Origin of the sequence: Mycobacterium sp. DBP42 (assembly GCF_005924235.1) — a bacterium.
GTDB lineage: Bacteria > Actinomycetota > Actinomycetes > Mycobacteriales > Mycobacteriaceae > Mycobacterium > Mycobacterium syngnathidarum.
In genome coordinates this window covers 152,588-173,728 of sequence record NZ_VCMY01000008.1, presented here as the reverse complement: position 1 = coordinate 173,728, position 21,141 = coordinate 152,588, and the positions used below count along the sequence as shown (strand labels likewise).

Annotated in this window: 14 protein-coding genes, 1 tRNA gene and 1 pseudogene; 6 read left to right on the top strand and 10 right to left on the bottom strand. The window is 65.4% G+C overall.

The genetic code is table 11. The annotated features are described in order from the left end of the window. Positions 1-878, bottom strand: an 878-nt coding sequence (locus E0T84_RS11655) for a serine/threonine-protein kinase (RefSeq protein WP_171054988.1), incomplete at its 3' end; no start/stop codon positions are given. 100 nt (positions 879-978) lie between these two features. Then, complete coding sequence (fmdA, locus tag E0T84_RS11650; RefSeq protein WP_075909552.1) at positions 979-2,235, bottom strand: formamidase; 1,257 nt, start codon at positions 2,233-2,235, stop codon at positions 979-981. Positions 2,236-2,717: 482 nt separating this feature from the next. Between fmdA and E0T84_RS11640 the strand changes: the two genes are divergently transcribed. From E0T84_RS11640 to E0T84_RS11625, 4 genes are all read left to right on the top strand, one after another. Further along, complete coding sequence (locus tag E0T84_RS11640; protein ID WP_138744519.1) at positions 2,718-4,652, top strand: ABC transporter ATP-binding protein/permease; 1,935 nt, start codon at positions 2,718-2,720, stop codon at positions 4,650-4,652. 140 nt (positions 4,653-4,792) lie between these two features. Then, the gene (locus E0T84_RS11635; RefSeq protein ID WP_070186961.1) at positions 4,793-7,660 is read left to right on the top strand and encodes an RND family transporter; all 2,868 of its coding nucleotides are present in this window, start codon (positions 4,793-4,795) and stop codon (positions 7,658-7,660) included. Positions 7,661-7,968: 308 nt separating this feature from the next. Next, positions 7,969-10,437: a transglycosylase/D,D-transpeptidase PonA2 gene (ponA2, locus tag E0T84_RS11630; protein ID WP_075909549.1), complete on the top strand. Its 2,469-nt coding sequence runs from the start codon at positions 7,969-7,971 to the stop codon at positions 10,435-10,437. Between the two features lie 117 nt (positions 10,438-10,554). Beyond that, entirely contained in the window at positions 10,555-10,710 is a 156-nt protein-coding gene (locus E0T84_RS11625) for a hypothetical protein (RefSeq protein ID WP_110765202.1), read from the top strand. A gap of 63 nt (positions 10,711-10,773) precedes the next feature. On the opposite strand, the gene E0T84_RS11620 is transcribed toward E0T84_RS11625, so the two are convergent. From E0T84_RS11620 to E0T84_RS11610, 3 genes are all read right to left on the bottom strand, one after another. Beyond that, on the bottom strand, positions 10,774-12,054 hold the full coding sequence (locus tag E0T84_RS11620; protein ID WP_070943404.1) for an acyl-CoA dehydrogenase family protein: 1,281 nt from the start codon (positions 12,052-12,054) through the stop codon (positions 10,774-10,776). Between the two features lie 127 nt (positions 12,055-12,181). Next, positions 12,182-12,784, bottom strand: a complete 603-nt coding sequence (locus E0T84_RS11615; RefSeq protein WP_083339160.1) for a sensor domain-containing protein — start codon at positions 12,782-12,784, stop codon at positions 12,182-12,184. A 294-nt stretch (positions 12,785-13,078) separates the two neighbouring features. Next, positions 13,079-13,152, bottom strand: a tRNA-Ile gene (locus E0T84_RS11610). A gap of 112 nt (positions 13,153-13,264) precedes the next feature. On the opposite strand from E0T84_RS11610, the gene E0T84_RS11605 reads away from it, so the two are divergent. After that, a complete protein-coding gene (locus tag E0T84_RS11605) occupies positions 13,265-14,323 on the top strand; it encodes a low specificity L-threonine aldolase (protein ID WP_138744518.1) in 1,059 nt (352 codons plus the stop codon). On the opposite strand, the pseudogene E0T84_RS11600 reads toward E0T84_RS11605, so the two are convergent. From E0T84_RS11600 to E0T84_RS11580, 5 genes and pseudogenes are all read right to left on the bottom strand, one after another. Continuing rightward, a pseudogene (locus tag E0T84_RS11600) lies at positions 14,314-15,099 on the bottom strand (carboxymuconolactone decarboxylase family protein). The gene E0T84_RS11605 and the pseudogene E0T84_RS11600 sit on opposite strands and share 10 nt — an antisense overlap. 139 nt (positions 15,100-15,238) lie before the next feature. Continuing rightward, on the bottom strand, positions 15,239-15,937 hold the full coding sequence (locus E0T84_RS11595) for a TIGR02206 family membrane protein (RefSeq protein WP_171054987.1): 699 nt from the start codon (positions 15,935-15,937) through the stop codon (positions 15,239-15,241). A gap of 1 nt (position 15,938) precedes the next feature. After that, the gene (locus tag E0T84_RS11590) at positions 15,939-17,300 is read right to left on the bottom strand and encodes a TldD/PmbA family protein (RefSeq protein WP_138744516.1); all 1,362 of its coding nucleotides are present in this window, start codon (positions 17,298-17,300) and stop codon (positions 15,939-15,941) included. Continuing rightward, positions 17,297-18,814 carry a TldD/PmbA family protein gene (locus E0T84_RS11585; protein ID WP_075909546.1) on the bottom strand — a complete coding sequence of 506 codons (1,518 nt, stop codon included), beginning with the start codon at positions 18,812-18,814 and terminating at the stop codon, positions 17,297-17,299. Before E0T84_RS11585 ends, E0T84_RS11590 begins: the two co-directional genes overlap by 4 nt. 36 nt (positions 18,815-18,850) lie before the next feature. Then, complete coding sequence (locus E0T84_RS11580) at positions 18,851-19,405, bottom strand: AAA family ATPase (RefSeq protein ID WP_138744515.1); 555 nt, start codon at positions 19,403-19,405, stop codon at positions 18,851-18,853. Positions 19,406-19,438: 33 nt separating this feature from the next. On the opposite strand from E0T84_RS11580, the gene E0T84_RS11575 reads away from it, so the two are divergent. Beyond that, positions 19,439-21,106, top strand: coding sequence for a sulfatase-like hydrolase/transferase (locus E0T84_RS11575; RefSeq protein WP_138744514.1), 1,668 nt, complete (start codon positions 19,439-19,441; stop codon positions 21,104-21,106). Positions 21,107-21,141: the final 35 nt, after the last annotated feature.

Genomic DNA, 21,141 nt, shown 5'->3' with positions numbered 1-21,141 from the left:
GGCGGCAGCGGTGGCGGCGGGGCCGACGCGATGCCCGCCACAGAACCGGCCGCGTCGCGGGCGGCCCTGGCCAGTTCCCCGGCACTGGGATAGCGGTCGGCGGCGTCCTTGGCCATGCCCTTGGCGACGACGTCGTCGAACGCGCGCGGGATACCGCGGCGCATGATGCTCGGCCGTGGCGGTGGGGAGAACATGTGGGCGCTCATCAGCTGTCGCAGATCACCCGTCTCGAACGGTGGCCGGCCGATCAGCATCTCGTAGAGCAGGCAGGTCAGCGCGTACACGTCGGCCGCGGGACCCACCGGGCCACCGGAGAAGCGCTCCGGCGCCATGTAAGCGCTCGATCCGATCAGCACGCCCGTCATCGTGACGCTGGCCTCACCTCCGACGTGGGCGATGCCGAAGTCCACCAGGTACGCGAAGTCATCGGAGGTGAGTAGGACGTTCTCCGGTTTGATGTCGCGATGCACCAGACCGTCGGCGTGCGCCGCATCCAGCGCCGAGGCGACCTGGGCGACGATCCCCGTGGCCCGCACCGGCGCGAGGGGGCCGTTGGTCCGCAGCAGCTCCTTGACGCTGGCGCCCTCCACCAGTCGCATGTCGATGTACAGCACACCGTCGATCTCGCCGAAGTCGTGCACCGGGATCACGTGCGGCTCCTGCAGGCGCGCCGCCACGCGGGACTCGCGGCGGAACCGCTCCTGAAAGCTGGTGTCGGCGGCGATCTCGGTGCGCAGCAGTTTGACCGCCACCATGCGTTCCTTGACGGTGTCGTAGGCGCGGTACACCTCGCCCATTCCACCGACGCCGATCAGCGACTTCAGTTCGTACGGCCCGAACCGGGTGCCGAGGCGCGAGGCACCGGGAGGCGGCGTCATTGCACGATCCTTTCAGCCCTCCCCGACTGTCAACGGTCCGCCGACCGTGCCGCACCGGCGCGGCGAATCGGGGTCCGGTGACGAGGATATACGTGCGCCGTCAGCCGAACGACGAGTGCGGAGCTCCGATGCCCGGGGCGATCTGCACCGGCCCGGTCGCCGACGGTGCGATCGGAAAATCGAAGATGGCCGTCGGAATGTACACCGTCGCACAGGCATTCGGGATGTCGACGACACCGGACAGCCGTCCTTCGATGGGCGCGGCGCCCAGCAGCAGGTACGCCTGCTCGGGGCTGTAGCCGAACTTGGTCAGATAGTCGATCGCATGCAGGCAGGCCCGCTGGTAGGACAGGTGGGAGTCCAGGTAGCGCTGCTCGCCGTCTAGGGTCACCGACGTACCGGAGAACGCCAGCCATTCGGAGTACTGCGGATCGGTGTTGCCGGGCATGAATATGGCGTTCTCGCTCACCCCATAGGTCTCCATGCCGCCGGGAATGACGTCGACGCGCAGGTCGATGAACCCGCCCATCTCGATGGCGCCGCAGAAGGTGATCTCGCCGTCGCCCTGGGAGAAGTGCAGATCGCCGACTGACAGGTTGGCCCCGTCGACGAACACCGGATAGAACACCCGGCTGCCCTTGGTGAGGTTCTTGATGTCCTGGTTGCCGCCGTTCTCGCGCGGCGGCGCGGTGCGGGCGGCCTCGGCCGCCGCCGAGGTGGCGGCGTCACCGGTCAGTCCGCCGAGGATCGCGTCGCGCGGTTCGGGGGGCAGGGCCAGCGGCGGCACGCGGTCGGGATCGGTGGCGATCAGCGCGGCTTCGCGCGTGTTCCACTTGGCCAGCAGCCCGCGCGAGGGCGCGGTGCCCATCAGACCGGGGTGCACGATGCCGGTGAACTCCACCTGCGGCACGTGACGCGACGTGGCCTTTTGTCCGGAGAAGTCCCAGATCGCCTTGTACGCGTCAGGGAACTGGTCGGTGAGGAAGCCGCCGCCGTTGAGCTTGGGGAAGATGCCGGTGTAGCCCCAGCCCTGACCGGCCAGCGGCCCCGAATCCTCTTGCGGAATAGGGCCGACGTCGAGGATGTCGACGATCAGCAGATCGCCCGGCTTGGCGCCCTCGACGGCGATCGGGCCCGAGAGCACGTGCACCGTCGTCAACGGAGCGTTGAGGATGTCGTCGGCAGAATCGTCGTTGACGATGGCACCGTCGAACCATTCGCGGCAGTGCACCCGGAACGAATCGCCCTGTTTGACCGTCACCGCCGCCGGGATGTCGGGATGCCACCGGTTGTGGCCGAGTTTTTCCTGATCGGTGAACTTCTTGGTCGAGTCGAGCGGGAAGACAACCTCGGGCATTGATCCTCCTTCAGGGGCGGGGCAACTTTTGATGAAGTGGGTTGGTGGTTACTTTCCGTCGCCGGGTGCCCGGTGGCGGGCCGGCGGTGACCGTCGGACGATCGGCGGTCGCGCGGGTGGCGTCCTGAAGTGCCATGGCGGAGGTGTCGGCACGGCTGAGGTTCGGTGAGCAGATCGTTCGGCGTGCGGGCCCGCCACAGCTCGGACAGTCGACCACGTCGGGGCGGGAGTTCATCGAAAATCGCCGCTCGATGGAAGCACAGCCGGACGCACAACGAAACACATAGAGCACCAACGGTTTTCCTCACATTCGCGAAGAGGTGCGACATATGCAACCGTACCTATAAATGCTGATCTTGGCGCGGGATCCGGCTCAACGCCCCGGATTGTCCCGGGCGGATCACTGCGGCGTAGCGCCCACGACTCGATCCCTGGGTGCGGTAGCTTCACGCAGGTCCGTCGGCGGATCAGGAGGGGCCCTGGTGAGTGATCTGAAACCGTTCTCGCCCTCGATCGATTGGGGCACCGAACTGCTGCACTCCCTGTGGTGGCTGGCCCAAGCCTGGACCGTCACCGCGATCTGCACCATGGCGGTGCTGACCCTGCTCGCCCGTTACACCACGTGGGGCCGGCAGTTCTGGACCGTCACCGGGGCCTACTTCACCGGAGGCCACAGCCTCAAGCCCTGGCTGACGCTGGCCGCGATGTTGCTGTCGGTGATCGTCGGGGTGCGGCTGGCGGTGTTGTTCAGCTATCAGAGCAACGACCTGTACTCCGCCGCGCAGGTCGCGGTGCAAGGTTGGGCCACCGGCGACGACGCGGTGAGAGCCTCCGGTGTCAGGGGCTTCTGGACCGCATTGCTCATCTTCTCGGTGCTGGCGGCGATCCTGGTCACCCGGGTGCTGGTCGACCTGTTCATGACGCAGCGCTTCATGCTGGCCTGGCGGACCTGGCTGACCGACCGGCTCACCGGCGACTGGCTCGACGGACGCGCCTACTACCGTTCCCGGTTCATCGACCAGACCATCGACAACCCCGATCAGCGCATCCAGTCCGACATCGACGTGTTCACCGCACTGTCGGGCCCACAACCCAACACCCCGCACCAAACCAGCAATGGCACGCTGCCGTTCGGGGCGATCTCGTCGATCGTCTCGGTCGTCTCGTTCACCTCGATCCTGTGGAACCTCTCGGGCGACCTCAGCGTGTTCGGCATCGAGATACCGCGGGCGATGTTCTGGTCGGTGTTCGTCTACGTCGCCTTCGCCACCGTGATCGCCTTCGCGCTCGGCCGTCCGTTGATCCGGCTGTCGTTCAACAACGAAAAGTTCAACGCCGCATTCCGTTACGCGCTGGTGCGCCTGCGCGACGCCGCCGAGTCGGTCGCGTTGTACCGCGGCGAGAACGTCGAGCGGTCACAGTTGCGGGAACGCTTCCGCGCCGTCGTCAGCAACTACCGGCACTTCATCAATCGGACCATGGTGTTCACCGGATGGAACCTGTCGATGAACCACATCATCATCCCGCTGCCGTGGGCCCTGCAGGCGCCGCGGTTGTTCAGCGGCCAGATCCAGCTCGGGACGGTCAACCAATCGGTGGCCGCCTTCGGCGCCATCCAGGATGCGCTGTCCTTCTTCCGCAATTCGTATGACACGTTCGCCGGCTACCGCGCATCGATCATCCGTCTGCACGGGTTGGTCACCGCCGACGAGCAGAGCCGCGCGCTTCCCCAGCTTGATGTCGTCGGCCTCGCCGCGGGCACCGACAGCCTGGTCGAGCTCGGCGATGTCGAGGTCCGCAACCCGGCCGGCGAGCAGTTGATCGAGGATCTGAGCCTGTCGCTGGGCGTCGGCGAGGCGATGATCATCACCGGCAAGTCGGGCACCGGCAAGACGACCCTGTTGCGCAGCATCGCCCAGCTGTGGCCCTACGCTTCGGGCTCGGTGCGCTGCCCGCAGGGCGATGACGAGACGCTGTATCTGTCGCAGGTGCCCTACGTTCCGTTGGGCGATCTGCGAACCGTGGTGTCCTACCCGCACCAGCCGGGCCACCTACCCGACGAGGCGCTGCGCGATGCCCTGCTCGCGGTCGCCCTGCCGCGCTACGTCGACCGGCTCGACGAGGACGGCGACTGGGCCAAGGTGCTCTCCCCCGGCGAGCAGCAGCGCGTGGCATTCGCCCGGGTGCTGCTGACCAAACCCAAGGTGGTCTTCCTCGACGAGGCCACCTCCGCGCTCGACGAGCCGCTGGAATTCATGATCTACAGTCTGATCCGACGGGAACTGCCCGATACGGTGTTGGTCAGCGTCACCCACCGCACCACGGTGCATCGCCACCACACCACCCACCTGGAACTACTCGGCGAGGGACGGTGGCGGCTGGGACGTGTCGACCAGAGCGAACCGGCCGGCGTGTAGTGCCTGCTGGAGACGGCTGACTGTCCGCCGCCCCTGCCGGTCTGGTAAGACGGGGAAACGACACCACGTAGTAAGGTAAGCCTTCGCACAATGCCCAACTGCTGCATCGTGCTCACCCCACCGACCACCAAGGGTTCCTGATGGCCGATTCCAGAGCTCCCCACAAGGGGATCGCTCGATGGATCCGTCGATTCGCCATTCCGGTGATCGTCGGCTGGATCGCACTGCTGGCGTTTCTGAGCGCCACCGTCCCCCCGCTCGAGGTGGTGGGTCAGATGCGCTCAGTGTCGATGAGCCCCGACGAGGCACCGTCGGTGATCGCGATGAAGCGCGTCGGCAAGGTGTTCGACGAGTTCCACTCCGACAGTTCGGCGATGATCGTGCTGGAGGCCCAGGGGGACGGGAACAAGCTCGGCGACGATGCGCACCGCTTCTACAACGACATGGTCGACCGGCTGGAAGCCGACAAGAAGCATGTCGAGCACGTCCAGGATTTCTGGGGCGATCCGCTGACCGAGGCCGGCGCCCAGAGCAACGACGGTAAAGCGGCGTATGTGCAGGTCTACCTGGCCGGCAACATGGGTGAGGCGCTGGCCAACGAGTCGGTGGAGGCCGTCCAGAAGCTCATCAAGGAGCTGTCTCCGCCGCCCGGGCTCAAGGTGTACGTCACCGGGCCCACCGCACTGGCCGCCGATCAGCAGATCTCCGGTGACCGCAGCGTCAAGATCATCGAAGGCGTCACCTTCGCGGTCATCATCACGATGCTGCTGCTGGTGTACCGGTCGATCATCACCGTGATCCTGGTGCTGGCGATGGTGGTGGTCGAACTGTCGGCCGCCCGCGGGTTCGTCGCCTTCCTCGGCTACCACAACCTGATCGGCCTCTCGACCTTCGCCACTCAGCTCCTGGTCACCCTCGCGATCGCCGCGGCCACCGACTACGCGATCTTCCTGATCGGCCGATATCAGGAGGCCCGCAGTGTCGGCGAGGACCGAGAACAGGCGTACTACACGATGTTCCACGGCACCGCGCACGTGGTGCTCGGCTCCGGTATGACGATCGCGGGCGCGACACTGTGTCTGCATTTCACCCGATTGCCGTATTTCCAGACTCTCGGCATCCCGATGGCAGTGGGTATGACGGTCACGGTGTTGGCGGCACTCACGCTGGGGCCCGCGATCATCACGGTGGCCAGCCGGTTCGGCAAGGTGCTCGAGCCCAAACGCGCCATGCGCATCCGCTTCTGGCGGCGCCTGGGAGCCTTCGTCGTGCGCTGGCCGGGTCCGGTGCTGCTGGGCACCATCCTGCTGTCGTTGGTGGGGCTGCTCACGCTGCCGGGGTATCGGACCAATTACAACGACCGCAACTATCTGCCCACCGACCTGCCCGCCCAGGAGGGCTACGCCGCAGCTGACCGGCACTTCTCGGCGGCGAAGATGAATCCCGAGTTGCTGCTCATCGAAACCGACCACGACGTACGCAATTCGGCGGACTTCCTGGTGATCGACAGGATCGCCAAACGCGTCTTCGAGGTGTCCGGGGTGGGCAGCGTGCAGGCCATCACCCGCCCGCAGGGTGAGCCGCTGGAGTTCAGCACGATTCCGGCCCAGATGAGTATGGGCGGGGTCATGCAGACCATGAACCGCAAATACCTCACCGACCGCGCCGATGACATGCTGCTGCAGGCCGACGAGATGCAGAAGACCATCAACACGATGGACCGGATGATCGTGCTGATGGAGGAGATGAGCTCCATCACGCACAACATGGTCGGCAAGATGGACACGATGGTCGTCGACGTCAAGGAACTCCGGGACCACATCTCCGATTTCGACGATTTCCTGCGGCCGCTGCGCAACTACCTGTATTGGGAACCGCACTGCTACAACATCCCGGTGTGCGCCTCGATGCGTTCGGTGTTCGACGGCCTCGACGGTGTCGACACGATGACCGAGAGCATCGAGCAACTGATGCCCGACATGCACCGGCTCGATGACCTGATGCCTCAGATGGCGACGATGATGCAGCCGCAGATCGAAACCATGCGGACCATGAAGACCATGATGCTGACCATGTATCAGACCCAGAAGGGTCTGCAGGATCAGATGGCAGCGATGCAGGACAACCAGACCGCCATGGGTACGGCATTCAACGACGCCAAGAACGACGACACCTTCTATCTGCCGCCGGAGATCTTCAACAACGCCGACTTCAAGCGGGGCATGAAGAGCTTCATCTCTCCCGACGGCAAAGCGGTGCGCTTCATCATCTCGCACGAGGGTGACCCGCTGACGCCGGAAGGCATCAAGCTCATCGATGGGATCAAATTGGCCGCCAAAGAGGCCATGAAGAACACCCCGTGGGAGGGCTCCAAGATCTACATGGGCGGCACCGCCTCGGCCTTCAAGGACATGCAGGAAGGCAACAACTACGACCTGATCATCGCCGGCATCTCGGCGCTGTGCCTGATCTTCATCATCATGCTGATCATCACGCGCAGCGTGGTGGCCGCCGCGGTGATCGTCGGCACGGTCCTGGTGTCCCTCGGAACCTCGTTCGGCCTGTCGGTCCTGGTGTGGCAGCACCTGCTCGGGATCGAGTTGCACTTCATGGTGATGGCCATGGCGGTGATCGTGCTGCTGGCCGTCGGTGCGGACTACAACCTGCTGTTGGTGGCCCGGCTCAAAGAGGAACTGCCGGCCGGGATCAACACCGGCATCATCCGGGCCATGGGTGGCAGCGGGTCGGTGGTGACCGCGGCCGGGCTGGTGTTCGCCTTCACCATGATGTCGATGGTGGTCAGCGAGATGATCGTGGTGGCCCAGGTGGGTTCGACGATCGGATTGGGCCTGCTGTTCGACACTTTGGTGATCCGGTCGTTCATGACACCGTCGATCGCGGCGTTGATGGGCCGTTGGTTCTGGTGGCCACAGCTGGTCCGCCAGCGCCCGCCCCGCGGCGTGGTGGCGCAGGCACTGGCGCGGGAACGGGAACGGTCGAACGCTTAGCGCACGCCGCGTCGTCTAGGTGTCGGATTCCAGTCAAGATCAAGCAGTGATCCGCCACTTTGAACACAAGCGCTGCCGGGCAAGAGGTGGGCGGCCAAACCGGCGAATCCCGAATGCAGTCGCGGAGATCGTTAGCGACGCCCTTTCGCGCAGGTTGCGCACCAGGCGCCGTAGCGCTGACTGTTGCCGGCGTCATCCGCATGCTGTCCATCAGGACGGATACCTAGGCGTTATGAAATCACAACGTAGCCAACGTGTTGCGTGCGATCTACCCATCGCCGACCACTGATCCCCTTACGCTAGAGGGCATGTCCGGCCCGTCCGCGGGTTCGCGGTCCACGGTTGCCAAGCTGGCCCTGCACTGTGTGCTGGCCGGATTGCTTGCGGCGGTGTTGATGTTCCCCGTCGTCGGCGGTATCGGCATCATGACCGCGCGACTCTCCGACACCGTGGCACAGGATTCGGCTCAGGTCCTCGAAGGCGAGGCGCCGATCGTCACCACCATGGTCGACACCTCGGGCGAACCGATCGCGTGGCTCTATGAGCAGCGCCGGTGGGTGGTACCCAGCGATCGCATCGCCGACACCATCAAGCTGGCGATCGTGTCGGTGGAGGACAAGCGCTTCGCCGAACACAACGGGGTGGACGTCCAGGGAACGCTGAACGGACTGATCGGATACCTGCGCGGCATCGAAAACGTGCGCGGCGGGTCGACCCTCGAGCAGCAGTACGTCAAGAACTACAACCTGCTGGTCAATGCGAAGACCGACGCCGAGCGCCGAGCCGCCGTCGAGATCAGCCCCGCCCGTAAGGTGCGCGAGATCAGGATCGCGCTGGCGATGGACAAGGCCCTCCCCAAGGGAGAGATCTTGGCCCGATATCTCAATCTGGTGTCATTCGGCAACGGCGCCTTCGGGGTTCAGGACGCGGCGCGCACTTACTTCGGCGTCGATGCCGCCGACCTCACCTGGCCGCAAGCGGCCCTGTTGGCCGGCGTGGTGCGGTCCACCACCGCGTTGGATCCCTACACCAACCCCGACGGTGCCCTCGCCCGCCGCAACGTCGTGCTCGACACCCTGATCGACTATCTCCCGGACCGGGCTGAAGAGCTTCGCGCCGCAAAAGCCGAACCCCTGGGTGTACTGCGTCAGGCCGAGCCCCTCCCGGAGGGCTGCATCGCCGCAGGCGACCGCGCCTTCTTCTGCGAATATGTCCTGCAGTACCTGGCGCGCGCCGGGCTCACGATGGAAGACGTCGCCCGCAACGGGTATCTGATCCGCACCACGTTGGACCCCAAGGTTCAGGACAGCGTCAAGGCAGCGCTGGACAAGTACGCAGACTCCGACGCCGCGGGTGTCGCCAGCGTGATGAGCGTGATCACGCCGGGCAAAGACACCCATCGAGTGGTCGCGATGGGTGACAGCCGCACGTACGGACTCGACCTCGATGCCAATCAGACGGTGCAGCCGCAACCTTTTTCGTTGGTCGGTGACGGTGCCGGGTCCATCTTCAAAATCTTCACCACCGCGGCCGCCATGGAGATGGGCATGGGCATCAACACTCAACTCGATGTCCCCGGGACGTTCATGGGCAAAGGGCTGGGCAGCAGCGACACCCCCGGCTGCCCCAGGGAAACCTGGTGTGTGCGCAACGCGCACGGCTTCCGCAGCCCGCTCAATGTCACCGACGCGCTGGCACAATCACCCAACACCGCGTTCGCCAAACTGATCTCACAGATCGGGGTACCGCGGGCGGTGGACATGGCGGTGCGGTTGGGCTTGCGGTCCTACGCCGAACCCGGCACTGCGCGCGATTACAACCCCGACTCCAACGAGAGCATCGCCGATTACGTCAAGCGGCAGAACATCGGATCCTTCACGCTCGGCCCCTTCGAGCTCAACGCACTCGAGTTGGCGAATGTCGGGGCGACCCTGGCCTCGGGCGGTATGTGGTGCCCACCGAGCCCGATCGACAAGATCTTCGACCGGCACGGACGTGAAGTGGGCGTGGAGACGGTGCCCTGCGACCAGGCGGTGCCCGAGGGCCTTGCCAACACGTTGGCCAATGCACTGGGCAAAGACCACTCGGGCGGAACCGCCACCGGTGCAGCGAGTTCAGTGGGCTGGAAGCTGCCGATGTCGGGTAAGACCGGCACCACCGAAGCCCACCGGTCATCGGGATTCCTCGGTTTCACCAACCAGTATGCGGCCGCCAATTACGTCTTCGACGACTCCTCGTCGCCCTCGGGACTGTGCTCGTACCCACTGCGAAAGTGCGGCAACGGCACCCTTTTCGGTGGCACGGAGCCCGCGCTGACCTGGTATGCCGCGATGAATCCCATCGCCGAGAAGTTCGGTCCGATCGCCCTGCCTCCCACCGACCCGCGATATGTCGACGGCGGCCCCGGCGGTCAGGTACCCAGCGTGACCGGACTGAAGGTCGAGGAGGCGCGTAAGCGCTTGTTGGCCGCCGGTTTCCGAGTGGCTGACAAACCCACAGCCGTCAACAGCGAGGCCACCAAGGGTTCGGTCGTCGGGACAACCCCCAGCGGCAGAACAATTCCCGGATCGATCATCACGATCAACACCAGCACGGGGTACGTGCCGCCACCGGTCTACATCCCCCCGCCCGACCTTCCGCCGCCTCCACCAACACTCGCCGAACTCGGACCACCGCCACCGCCCAATGTCATCGAGATCCCCGGGCTACCGCCGATCACCTTGCCGCCTCCGGCTCCGCCTCCCCCGCCACCACCGCCGGCGCCGCCGCCGGCCTGACGGCAGTGGTGCCGAGGATGCTGTCGGCGCCAACACATCCGACGTTTGAATATCGACGGATCGGGCAATTCTTCTCGCCGACAGCCCCACGGGGTTCCTACGTCGAACGGATTGACCATGATCGTGCTCGGCATCATCCTTCTGCTGATCGGCTATTTTGCCGGTATATCGATCCTCTACACCATCGGTGGGATCCTCTTGGTGATCGGCGTCATCCTCTGGATCCTCGGCGCGGTCGGCCGTCCGGTCGGCGGGCGAAAAGTCTGGTATTAGAACAGTCACACCACCGGCCGCGATGGGCGTTCCCGCCCATCGCGGCCGGTGGTGTCCGAGCGTCTAGCGGTGGCGTTCGAAATACTTCTGGTAGGCCTCGGCGGACGCCGCCAGATCCGGACGGGCGGCCAGCACGGGTTCCATCTTCCTACGAGCCTCTTCGCGCTTGTACGGGATGAACTCGGTCGGGAAATTCCCCTCGTGAGGGTGGTAGTCCCGCAGCACCCGACGCGCCACGGTGGCCTTGTGCACCTCGTCGACTCCGTCGGCGATGCCCATGGTGGGAGCACCGGCATACATCGCCTGAATGGGCGTGAGATCCGTGGTGCCAAGCGAACCCAGAATGTGCAAGGCGTTGAACGACACGTCACGCAGCACTTTAGCCATGGTGAATTTCACGGCGGCGATCTCGGTGCGCGCTTCCTGCGTCGAGGTGTGGTCGATCTTCCACGCCGTCTCCAATACGAACAGCCGCAACATCTTGATCATCGCGTAGGACTCGGCGATCTTCTCCTGCACCATCTGATGTTCGGAGATGACCTTGCCGTGAGATTGACGGCTGAGCGCCCGCTCGCACATCATGTCGAACGCCAGGTTGCACTGAGCGATGGTGCGCATGGCGTGGTGGATCCGTCCGCCGCCAAGACGCCTCTGCGCCAATACCTTTGCCCCGTCCTCCGGGCCGAGCAAGTGGTCCAGCGGCACTCGGACGTCGCGGTAGACGATGTGGTTGTGGTTTCGCGGCTGGGGCATGATCTCCACCCCTGGCGTCGTGCGGGGCACCACGAACATGCCGTTGGTACACATCACGAACAAGATGTCGGCGACCCGTCCCGCGGAGGTGAACCACTTCTCGCCGTTGATCACCCATTCGCCGCCGTCCCGCACCGCATGGGTCTTGAACAGACTGGGGTCGCTACCGCCTTGCGGTTCGGTCATCGAATATGCCGAGAACATGTCCTGGTTGAGCAGTGGGACCAGCCAGCGTTCCTTTTGTTCGTCGGTGCCGTAGGCGGCGAGCATCTCCATGTTGCCGGTGTCGGGCGCCGACGCTCCGAACATGTGCGGAGCGCCGGCGTATCGGCCGATGATCTCGTTCAGTAGGCCGAGCTTGAGCTGTCCGAAGCCGGGACCGCCGAGCTCCCGATCCAGAAAGATGGCCCACAGGCCCTGATCCTTGACCTCCTGTTGCAGCTCGCGGACATAGGATTTCACCACCGGATCGGGTGACCGCACGGCGTACGGGAAGACGTGGTCGAGCGGCTCGACCTTGTCCTCACAGAACTGCTTGACCCAATCGAGCTTCTTCTGAAACTCCGGTTCGGTGCTGAAATCCCATGCCATATCGGCCTCCTCGCGTGATGCCCTGACAGTCAGGCACGTGCTCCTGTCTAACATCCGCCGCACGGTCCGCGAGGGAAAAGACTCCGAGGGCAGGTGAGTCCTCGGCTGAACGCAGGACGGGCTGGGCCTACGACACGATCGGCGGTGCGTCGATCCGCGCCGAAATCTGTTTGGCGATATTGACGGCCGAATCTCCAGGGTTGGCACTGCAGGTGTTGACGTCGATCACGATGTTGTTGTTCGCGGACAACGCCCGACCACAGGCCCAGCCGCCCGCCTGCGCATTGGTCTGGGTGGTGATCAGGCTCAGCACACCACCGTCGGTGGAAATGGGTCCGGCCTCCCACTTCGTTCCGGTCTGCGTGTGGGTGTACTTCGTGCACGCCGGCCACTGTCGCACCGAGGCGTCGTAAAAAGCCTTGGCCTGGTCGGCGTCGACGAAGCGAACCACTGCCTGCTTGGCGTAGTGGGCGGTGCCGTCGGGCTCCCGCAACGACATCTCCTGCTCGTCGGTGAATCCACTGTCGGCATATACGGGTGCCTGCGCCGAGCCGTCAACCGCGAGGCACTCTCGGGGCGCCATCGTCGCGCTGTCGTCGGACATTTGAGAGCCGGTACTGGTGACAGCCATGCCCCCGGCCGACATGGCCGCATTGATTTGTTCGGGCGAAAGCAACAACCGAGGCAATGTTTTCTGCCTCAGCGGAGTCGGAGGAAACGATGTGATCATCGGTCTTTCCGACGTGGTCTCGGCTGCCTGTTCTGTCGATTGACCGCATCCTGCGGCAAGGGCACAAGCAGCGGCGATGACGACCGCCCTCGTCACAATGCGCATTCGTTATCCCCCCATCTCTGCGCTGTCAGATCTGAGTCGTTGTGGCTTTGGCCAATATGGACATATCCAGGGAAGCAACGATGTCGTCCTCAAACGTACGACATCGCTGATCAGTTCGAAGACTTTTCGGAACCGTTACCGAAACACCATCAACGTCGGCGCCCCGGCTGTTGGATGGGGCTTTTCCAGTGGGGCGGGCGGGGCTCGAACCCGCGACCTAGGGATTATGAGTCCCCAGCTCTGACCAACTGAGCTACCGCCCCCGGGCGCATCTGCGCGGCAATATGGTCGCACACGCTGCGGGCCCAAATACCAGTCAGGGGCCGCAGGCAGGCCCGGCACTGATCTTCATGGGCCTTCCGGGTCGGTGGGATCATGGCGGACGTGCCTTCTCACGCGTTTGCCTCGGACAATGCCGCGCCCGCACACCCGACGGTGATCGCCGCGATCGCCGAGGCCAACAACGGCGCGGTCGCGTCGTACGGCAACGACGACCTGACCCAACGCGCAGCCGAGGCCGTCAAGACCACGTTCGACGCCCCCGACGCCGAGGTGCTGTTCGCGCTCACCGGCACGGCGGCCAACGTCATCGCGCTGGCATCGGCAGTGCGGCCGTGGCAGGAGATCCTGTGCAGCGACGTCGCGCACACTCTCTTCGACGAGGCCGGTGGACCGGTCCGGCTGTCCGGTGCCTCGGTGACACCATTGCCCAGTGACAACGGCCTGATCGACCCGGCCCTGCTGGATGCCGCGGTAGCCCGCCGCGGGCCGGTACATCACTCACAGCCACGCATCATCACCATCACCCAGTCCACCGAGAACGGCCGCGTCTGGACGCCGCACGCCGTCAAGGACTTCGTCGGCCATGCCCACGATCTCGATCTCCTCGTCCACGTCGACGGCTCCCGGGTTGCGAATGCGATTGCTGCCTCGGGCACCTCGCCCGGGAGCGCGGTCGCCGACGCCGACATCATCACCGTCGGCGGTACCAAGAACGGCATGTTGATGGGCGATGCGATCCTGGTGCGCCGGCCCGAGTTGTTCGACGGCATCCACTTCGTGCAGAAACAGATCGGTCAGCTGGCCAGCAAGCAACGTTTCATCGCGGCCCAGTTCGAGGCGATCTTGCGCGACGGACTGTGGCTGCAGACCGCCACCCATGCCAACCGGCTGGCCGCGCGGCTCAGCACGGGTTTAGGGGCACTGGGCCTGAGACTGGCCGCTCCCACCGAAGCCAACGAGATCTTCGTCGACCTCGAACCCGCTGTCTACGCCGCGGTCGCCGCTGAGTATGCCGTGCACCGTCCCGACCCGCAGCTGCCCACGGTGCGGTTCGTGTGTTCCTGGGCGACCACCGAAGCCGAGGTCGACGGAGTTCTGGGGGTGGTGCGGCGCGCACTCCACGCCGCCAACCCCGATAACCCTCAGCTGTAGATCGGCTGCCCGTCGGGGCCCAGCCGGTACTCCTCGGTGCCTTCGTCGATGCGCGCGGCGTCGGCACCCAGTGCGACAGCCACCTTGTTGCACGCATTGCGCATCACGTCGAGGGTCAGTTCGACGGCTTCGTCCTGCGAAAAGTGTTGACGGAGTTCGTCGCCGGACACCTAGGCCGGGGCCCAGATGAGTGCGTCGACGTAGCGCAGTGCGGCCTTGTGCCGATCCGACAGGTCCGAGTTCTCGAAGTCGTCGATGGCGTCGTAGTCGGACTCGGTGGCGCCGGCCTCCAGCGCCGCGGACTCCCGCAGTGACTTGCACAGCCGGCAGTTGTGCTGGCGCGCCCCGCGCAGGCGCACCATCTCGGAGGTCACCGGATCCAATCCGCGCATCCGGCCGACCGACGGCACGAACGTGTCCAGCACATAGTCCGCCGGATTGGTCTGGTGGTCCCAGACCACGTCGTCGGTGACCCAATCGACGCCCAGGGCGGTGAGCCCGGCCCGCATCCGCGGCACGAAGTCGGCCACATAGATCAAGGTCGCCACCGTGAACACATCGGGTCCGAGCAGATCGGAGAAAGCCGCGCGCTGCGCGTCGTTGATGCCGGTGACGTCGATGCTGAACTGCTCGGCGAACTCCGTCACCATCGGGTCGACGGCGCCGCCCCGAGTCTCGGCAGGCAGGGGCGCCAGCCCTAGCGTCGAAGCACACACCTCACGCACCGCGGCGTTGACATCGGCCAACTTCGGTGGCGACACCGCGACCAGGTGCATCAACTCATTGAGCACATCGGCAGACACACCGGCAGTATCCACCAACGCGCCCCGCCCCGTGTGATTACCGCCCGCCGATTCCGAATACCATGCCCAGCCTCGTGGCCGGCGCGGGTGCTTCAGGTGCGCGACGCCGGGCTCAGCGGCCAGGATCAGGCCGGCGTTCCCATGGCCACGTCATGAGCGCCCACACGCCGGCCACCAGTGTGCTGGCCACCAGCACGTAGACCGGCCATGGCCCCATCAGGTCGAGTAGCGACGCGGTGGCGGGCTTGGCGTTGAGGAAGCCGTAGTTGGTTTCGGCAAGGGCGTTGAACGTCATGGTGAATGCGGCCCACACCGCGGTCACCACCACCACGAATCGATAGTCACGCCAATTCGGGCGCATCCCGCGGCCCCAGGCCAAATAGATTGCGGCCCAGACCACCAGCAAATGAATCGACCAGAACGCCAGGAACTCATAGTGCGGGAAATCCGGGCTTTTGAGGACCGGAGAGATGAGCGCCTGTGTACTCAACACCAGACCCCAGTAGTAGGTGAGCACGAAGGCCCAGTGTCGTTGCGACCACAGCGCATAGGCGCCCACGACGGTCGCCAGGTCGGTCAGGCGCAACGGGACGGAGCGTTCGACCGACGGCGGGATGAACGTGTAGACGAGCATCGCGGCATAGATTGCGGCTGTCAGCGTTCCGAGAACCCGGCCCAAAGTCCGTGACTGCCATTCGCTCTGGCGCCGGCCGAGCCAAACCAACACCGCTGCCCCGACGACGAAAACGGCGATGGCGGCCCAGTGTGACGGGCCGTACACCGCGAAAAGCCGTTGGGACAACACCGTCAACTCATTGGGCCTGGCTCACCGAGGACATGTGGAAATCCGGGATCCGCAGTGTCGGCATGGAGGCCCGGGTCGCCCAGTCGCCCCACTCGCGCGGCAGGGTGACCTCGCTGATCCCCGCCTCGGTGGCGCGCCGCAAAAGGTTCAGCGGGCTTTCGTTGAACCGGAAGTTGTTGACCGCGGCGGTCACCTCTCCGTCCTCGATCAGGTAGACACCGTCGCGGGTCAGTCCCGTCAGCAGCAGTACGGTCGGATCGACTTCACGTATGTACCACAGTGTGGTCAGCAGCAGGCCGCGCTCGGTGCCGGCGATCATATCGGCCAATTCAATTGTGCCGCCGGTCATCAGCAGGTTGTCGGCGGGAACCGCGACAGGTGCGCCATATTCAGCGGCCACCGCCCGCGGATAGGCCAGCGCATTGACCACCCCGTCGCGAATCCAGTCCACCCGGCCGATGTCCATGCCGTTGTCGAAGATCGACACCCGTTCCGAGGAACTCGGCACCGCGACAAACGGTTGGCAGGCGAGTTCCCCTGCGAACGGGTCGGAGTACAGCGTCAGGCCCAGATCGGTGAGCTTCTCCCCCACCCGCGTCCCACCCGGGGCCGACAGCGCGCTGCGCCCCTCCTGCGCGCCACGACCATCCATGGCCCAGGTCAGATAGATCAACATGTCGGCCACCGTCGAGGGCGGCATGAGTGTCTCGTAGCGGCCGGCCGGCAGCTCGACCGTCCGCTCCGCCCACCCCAACTTCAGCGACAACTCGTCGAGCAGTGAATCCACCCGCACGTCAACGAAATCCGGGGTACTCACCCCCGTCCACACGCTCGCCCCGTTCCGCTTGGCGTTGACCTCCACCGACCCGGTCGGCTGGGTGTAGCGACGACGCAGGCCGGTCGAGGTCGCCAGGAACGTGGTCTCCATGACATGGCGGGCGTAACCGTAGAGCTGGTCGGAACCGGCAAAGCCCTTGGCCAGGTCATCGGCGATACCGGCGAACACGTGCGCACCCGTGCCCACCACCGGGGCGTCCCAATCGTCGGGCACCCCGGTGCCCGGCAACGGTGCTGCGGCGTCGCGAGCCTCGGGTGAGGCCTCGGCAGCACGCTGCGCGGCGAGCACCAAGTCGCCGATCACCGCCGGATCTACCTCGGTCGAGCGCACCGACCCGACATGTGCCTTGCCTCCGCTTCGCATGATCGAGATCACCGTGATGGTCCGGCTGATGGTCTCACCGTTGGTGGTCATCGAGTTACCGGCCCACCGCAGCGATGCGTCAGATCGATCAGTGACCAAGACCATGGTTTCCATACCGGGATCCGCTGCCCCCAAGGCGATGTCGACCACCTGCTGCGCGCCGATCATCGTCCGCCCTCCGTCCGGGTGTTCAGTACGTTGATGCCGCGGAACAGCGCGCTCGGACAGCCGTGGCTGACCGGTGCCACCTGCCCGGGTTGAGCCTTGCCACAGTTGAACGCCCCACCGAGGCGCCAGGTGGACGGCCCGCCGACCGCTTCCATCGCACCCCAGAAATCGGTGGTGGTGGCCTGATACGCCACGTCGCGCAGCTGCCCGTCGAGCCGACCGTCACGAATCCGGTAAAACCGCTGACCGGTGAACTGAAAGTTGTACCGCTGCATGTCGATCGACCATGATTTGTCCCCGACGACGTAGATGCCGTCGGACACCCGCGAGATCAGATCCTGTGTGCTGAGATCCTCGGGCCCGGGCTGCAACGACACGTTGGCCATCCGCTGGATCGGAACGTGATGTGGCGAGTCGGCATACGAGCAGCCGTTGGAGCGGGCCTCGCCGAGTCGCGGGGCGAACACCCGATCCAGCTGGTAGCCGACGAAGACACCGTCGCGCACCAGGTCCCAGCTCTGTGCCCGCACCCCTTCGTCGTCGAAACCAACGGTGGCCAAACCGAACTCCACCGTTCGGTCAGCGGTCACGTTCATCACCGGCGAGCCGTAGCGCATGGTGCCGAGCTTGTCCGGGGTGGCGAACGACGTCCCGGCGTACGCCGCTTCATAGCCGATGGCCCGGTCGTATTCGGTGGCGTGCCCGATCGATTCGTGGATGGTCAGCCACAGGTTGGACGGGTCGATCACCAGGTCGGTGGGCCCGGCGACGACCGACGGCGCCTTGCTCTTCTCGGCCAGCAGCGTCGGCAGCTCGGCCAGCTCAGAGGTCCAGTCCCACACCTCATCACCAGCCAATGCCTCCCAGCCCCGCGCCGTCGGCGGGGCCAGCGTGCGCATGGTCTCGAACGACCCGGCCGCCGAGTCCACGGCCACCGCCTCCATCGTCGGCATCACCCGGACCCGCTGCTGGGTGATCGAGGATCCGAACGTATCGGCGTAGAAGGTCTGCTCCTTGACCGCATGCACTCCGGCCGACACGTGGTTCACACCGTCGGCTGCCATCAGCCGACCGGAGTACTCGCCCAGCACGGCCATCTTGTCCGCAGCGGGAACGGTGAACGGGTCGACAACGTAATCGGACACCCACGACACATCGGTGTAGACCGGTTCACCGGCCAGCTCTATCCGCTCGGCATTGAGCGGCGCAAGCGTCGTGGCCACCTGCACCGCGCGACGCGCCGTCTGCGCGGCAACTTCAGGCGCCAGCTCGGCATGAGAAGCGAAACCCCACGCACCGTCCACGATCACCCGCACGGCCAGGCCCACCTCGCGGTTGACCACCGACATCTCCAACTCACCGTCACGCAATTGGATGATCTCGGTGGTGATCCGGTGAATCCGCAGATCGGCATAGCTGGCGCCGGCCGCGGCTGCCGCGGACAACGCCGCGTCAGCCAACTCGGACCGGGGCAGCTCCAGGAAGTCGGCGTCCACGCGTCGTTGAGCTGTCACGCCCCCACGGTAGCGGCGCCGCGGTGGCGAGTCGGTTCAGGTGCGGGCAACCCGGCTCAACCAGGTCTCCACGTCGCGGTGGCGGGTGAATCGGACGATGCGCAGGTGTGGCAACTGCGGCCCCAGGGTTGGGATGGAGTCGCGGAGCTTGTTTCGGGTGCGAAAGCCCCAGCGCAAGATGTGGTCCGGGTCGGTGAAGATCGTGCGCAGCGGCGGTTCGATGTTGCCGTTCCACAGCTCGACACGACCGACACGCCTGCGAACGGTGCGGCGCGTCAGCTGACGCATCGAGACCGGAGTCGGCAGATCCAGCCACAGCAGCGTGTCGGCGCGCGCCAGGATCTGGCCGCGCACGGCGCGGTACTGCCATTCGATCACCCAGGAATCTGCCGCGATGAACTCTTCGACTTCGTGGACGAACGTGGGTCGAGGTTCCCATCCTGGCCCGTGATACAGGCTGTCGATCTCGACGTACGGCAGGTCCAACTGGTGCGACAGCCGTTTGGCGAGCGTGGTCTTGCCTGATCCCGTAGTACCGGCGACGGCGATGCGCCGCGGCTCCCAGGTCACCGAATCTTGAGCCGTCAACACCAGACCGATCGTAGCGAGGCATACCGTGTGGACATGACGAAGCTCAGCAGGCGGACAGTCCTGGGAGGTGCGGCGGCGGCCGCCGGTGCAGCCGCGGCCGGATGGGGCGGCTACGAACTGCTCGGCCGTCCCCGCCCGGGCGCGGCTGCCCAGCCCAACATCCTCGTCGTCATCGTGGACCAGATGCGGGCCCCGCAGTGGTTCCCCGATACCGAGCAACTCGGTGCGCTGCTGCCGAATCTGGACCGCCTGCGGGCGGCCAGCACGGTGTTCGGCTCGCATTACAGCGCGTCCAACATGTGCACACCATCGCGCGGCGTGCTGACCACCGGCCTCTACTCCCATCAGACCGGCTGCCTGTACACCGGCGAAGGACCTACCGAGTCGACCCTGGCCGCCCGGTTTCCCACCTGGGGAACGATGCTGCGCGACGCCGGATACCGCACCTGGTGGTGGGGCAAATGGCATCTGGGCAGCCTGGCGGACAACACGCCCGACGGGCTGGACGTGCACGGCTTCTCCGGGGGCACCTACCCGTCCCCCAACGGTGCACCGAATCAGGGCCTGCAGCAGGATCCGTCGATTGTCGACCAGTTCTCCGGGTGGTTCGACGCCCACGCGAACGAGGGCCCCTGGTGCACCACGGTTTCGTTGGTCAATCCCCATGACATCTGCTGGTGGCCGAAAAACCCGCTACCGCACGATGTTCCGCATGTGTTCAGCGCGAAGCCGGTGAACTTCGAGACCGCCGACGATCTGCGCCGCCGGGGCAAGCCGCAGTTGCAGATCGACTACATGAATTTCATGTCGCCACTGATGACGGGTGCGATGGACCACAGCGGACCCGAGTCGGCCGCGCAGTGGGCGCGATGCCTGGACATGTACCTGTGGCTGCAACAACAGGTGGACACCCAGATCGGCCGGGTGCTGGACATTCTCGCGGCCCGACCGGACATCGACGACAACACTGTCGTCGTGTTCACCTCCGACCACGGCGAGTACGCGGGCTCGCACGGCCTGCGCGGCAAGGGCGCCGCGGTCTATGAGGAGAGCATCCGGGTGCCGCTGTACATCCGGGATCCGTTCGGTCACCTGACCCCATCGGCCGGCGCGACGCGGACACAGCTGACCTCCAGTGCCGACCTGGCTCCACTGTTGCTGACCATCGCGCACGGCGGGCCCGGGTGGCGGCCCGACTCCCGGTACTCCTACCTGTCGAGCCGTGCCGACATCGCCGGGATCGCCGCCGACGCGGCAGCATCGGGCCGGCCGTGGATCGCGCACGCCACCGACGACATGTCGGTGGAGGAAATGGCCGCGTTGATGAAATCCCCACTGGCGAAGAAGTTCTTCGGCTCCGGTGGCCCACCGACCGAGGTCCCCACCTCGGCCCCCAGCCACATCGTCGCGGTGCGGACCACAGAGGCCAAGCTCGGTATGTACACGTACTGGAAGCCGGGCTCGATGGACATCGACACCTCGCGACCGATCCATCACGAGTTGTACGACTACACAACCGATTCCGGACGCCGAGAGCTCGACAACCAGGCGGGCCGCAGCGCCAAGCAGGCCGATCTGCAGGGCCTGCTCGACCATGAGGTGTTGCCCGAACTGCGGGCGCCACTGCCGAAGTTCCTCGATGAGGCGCAGGAGCAAGGGTTGGCGAATATGAGGGAGCTCGCGGAGCTTCGCGGAGGCTGAGCCGACCAAACGGCACGGAGGCTGAGCCGACCAAA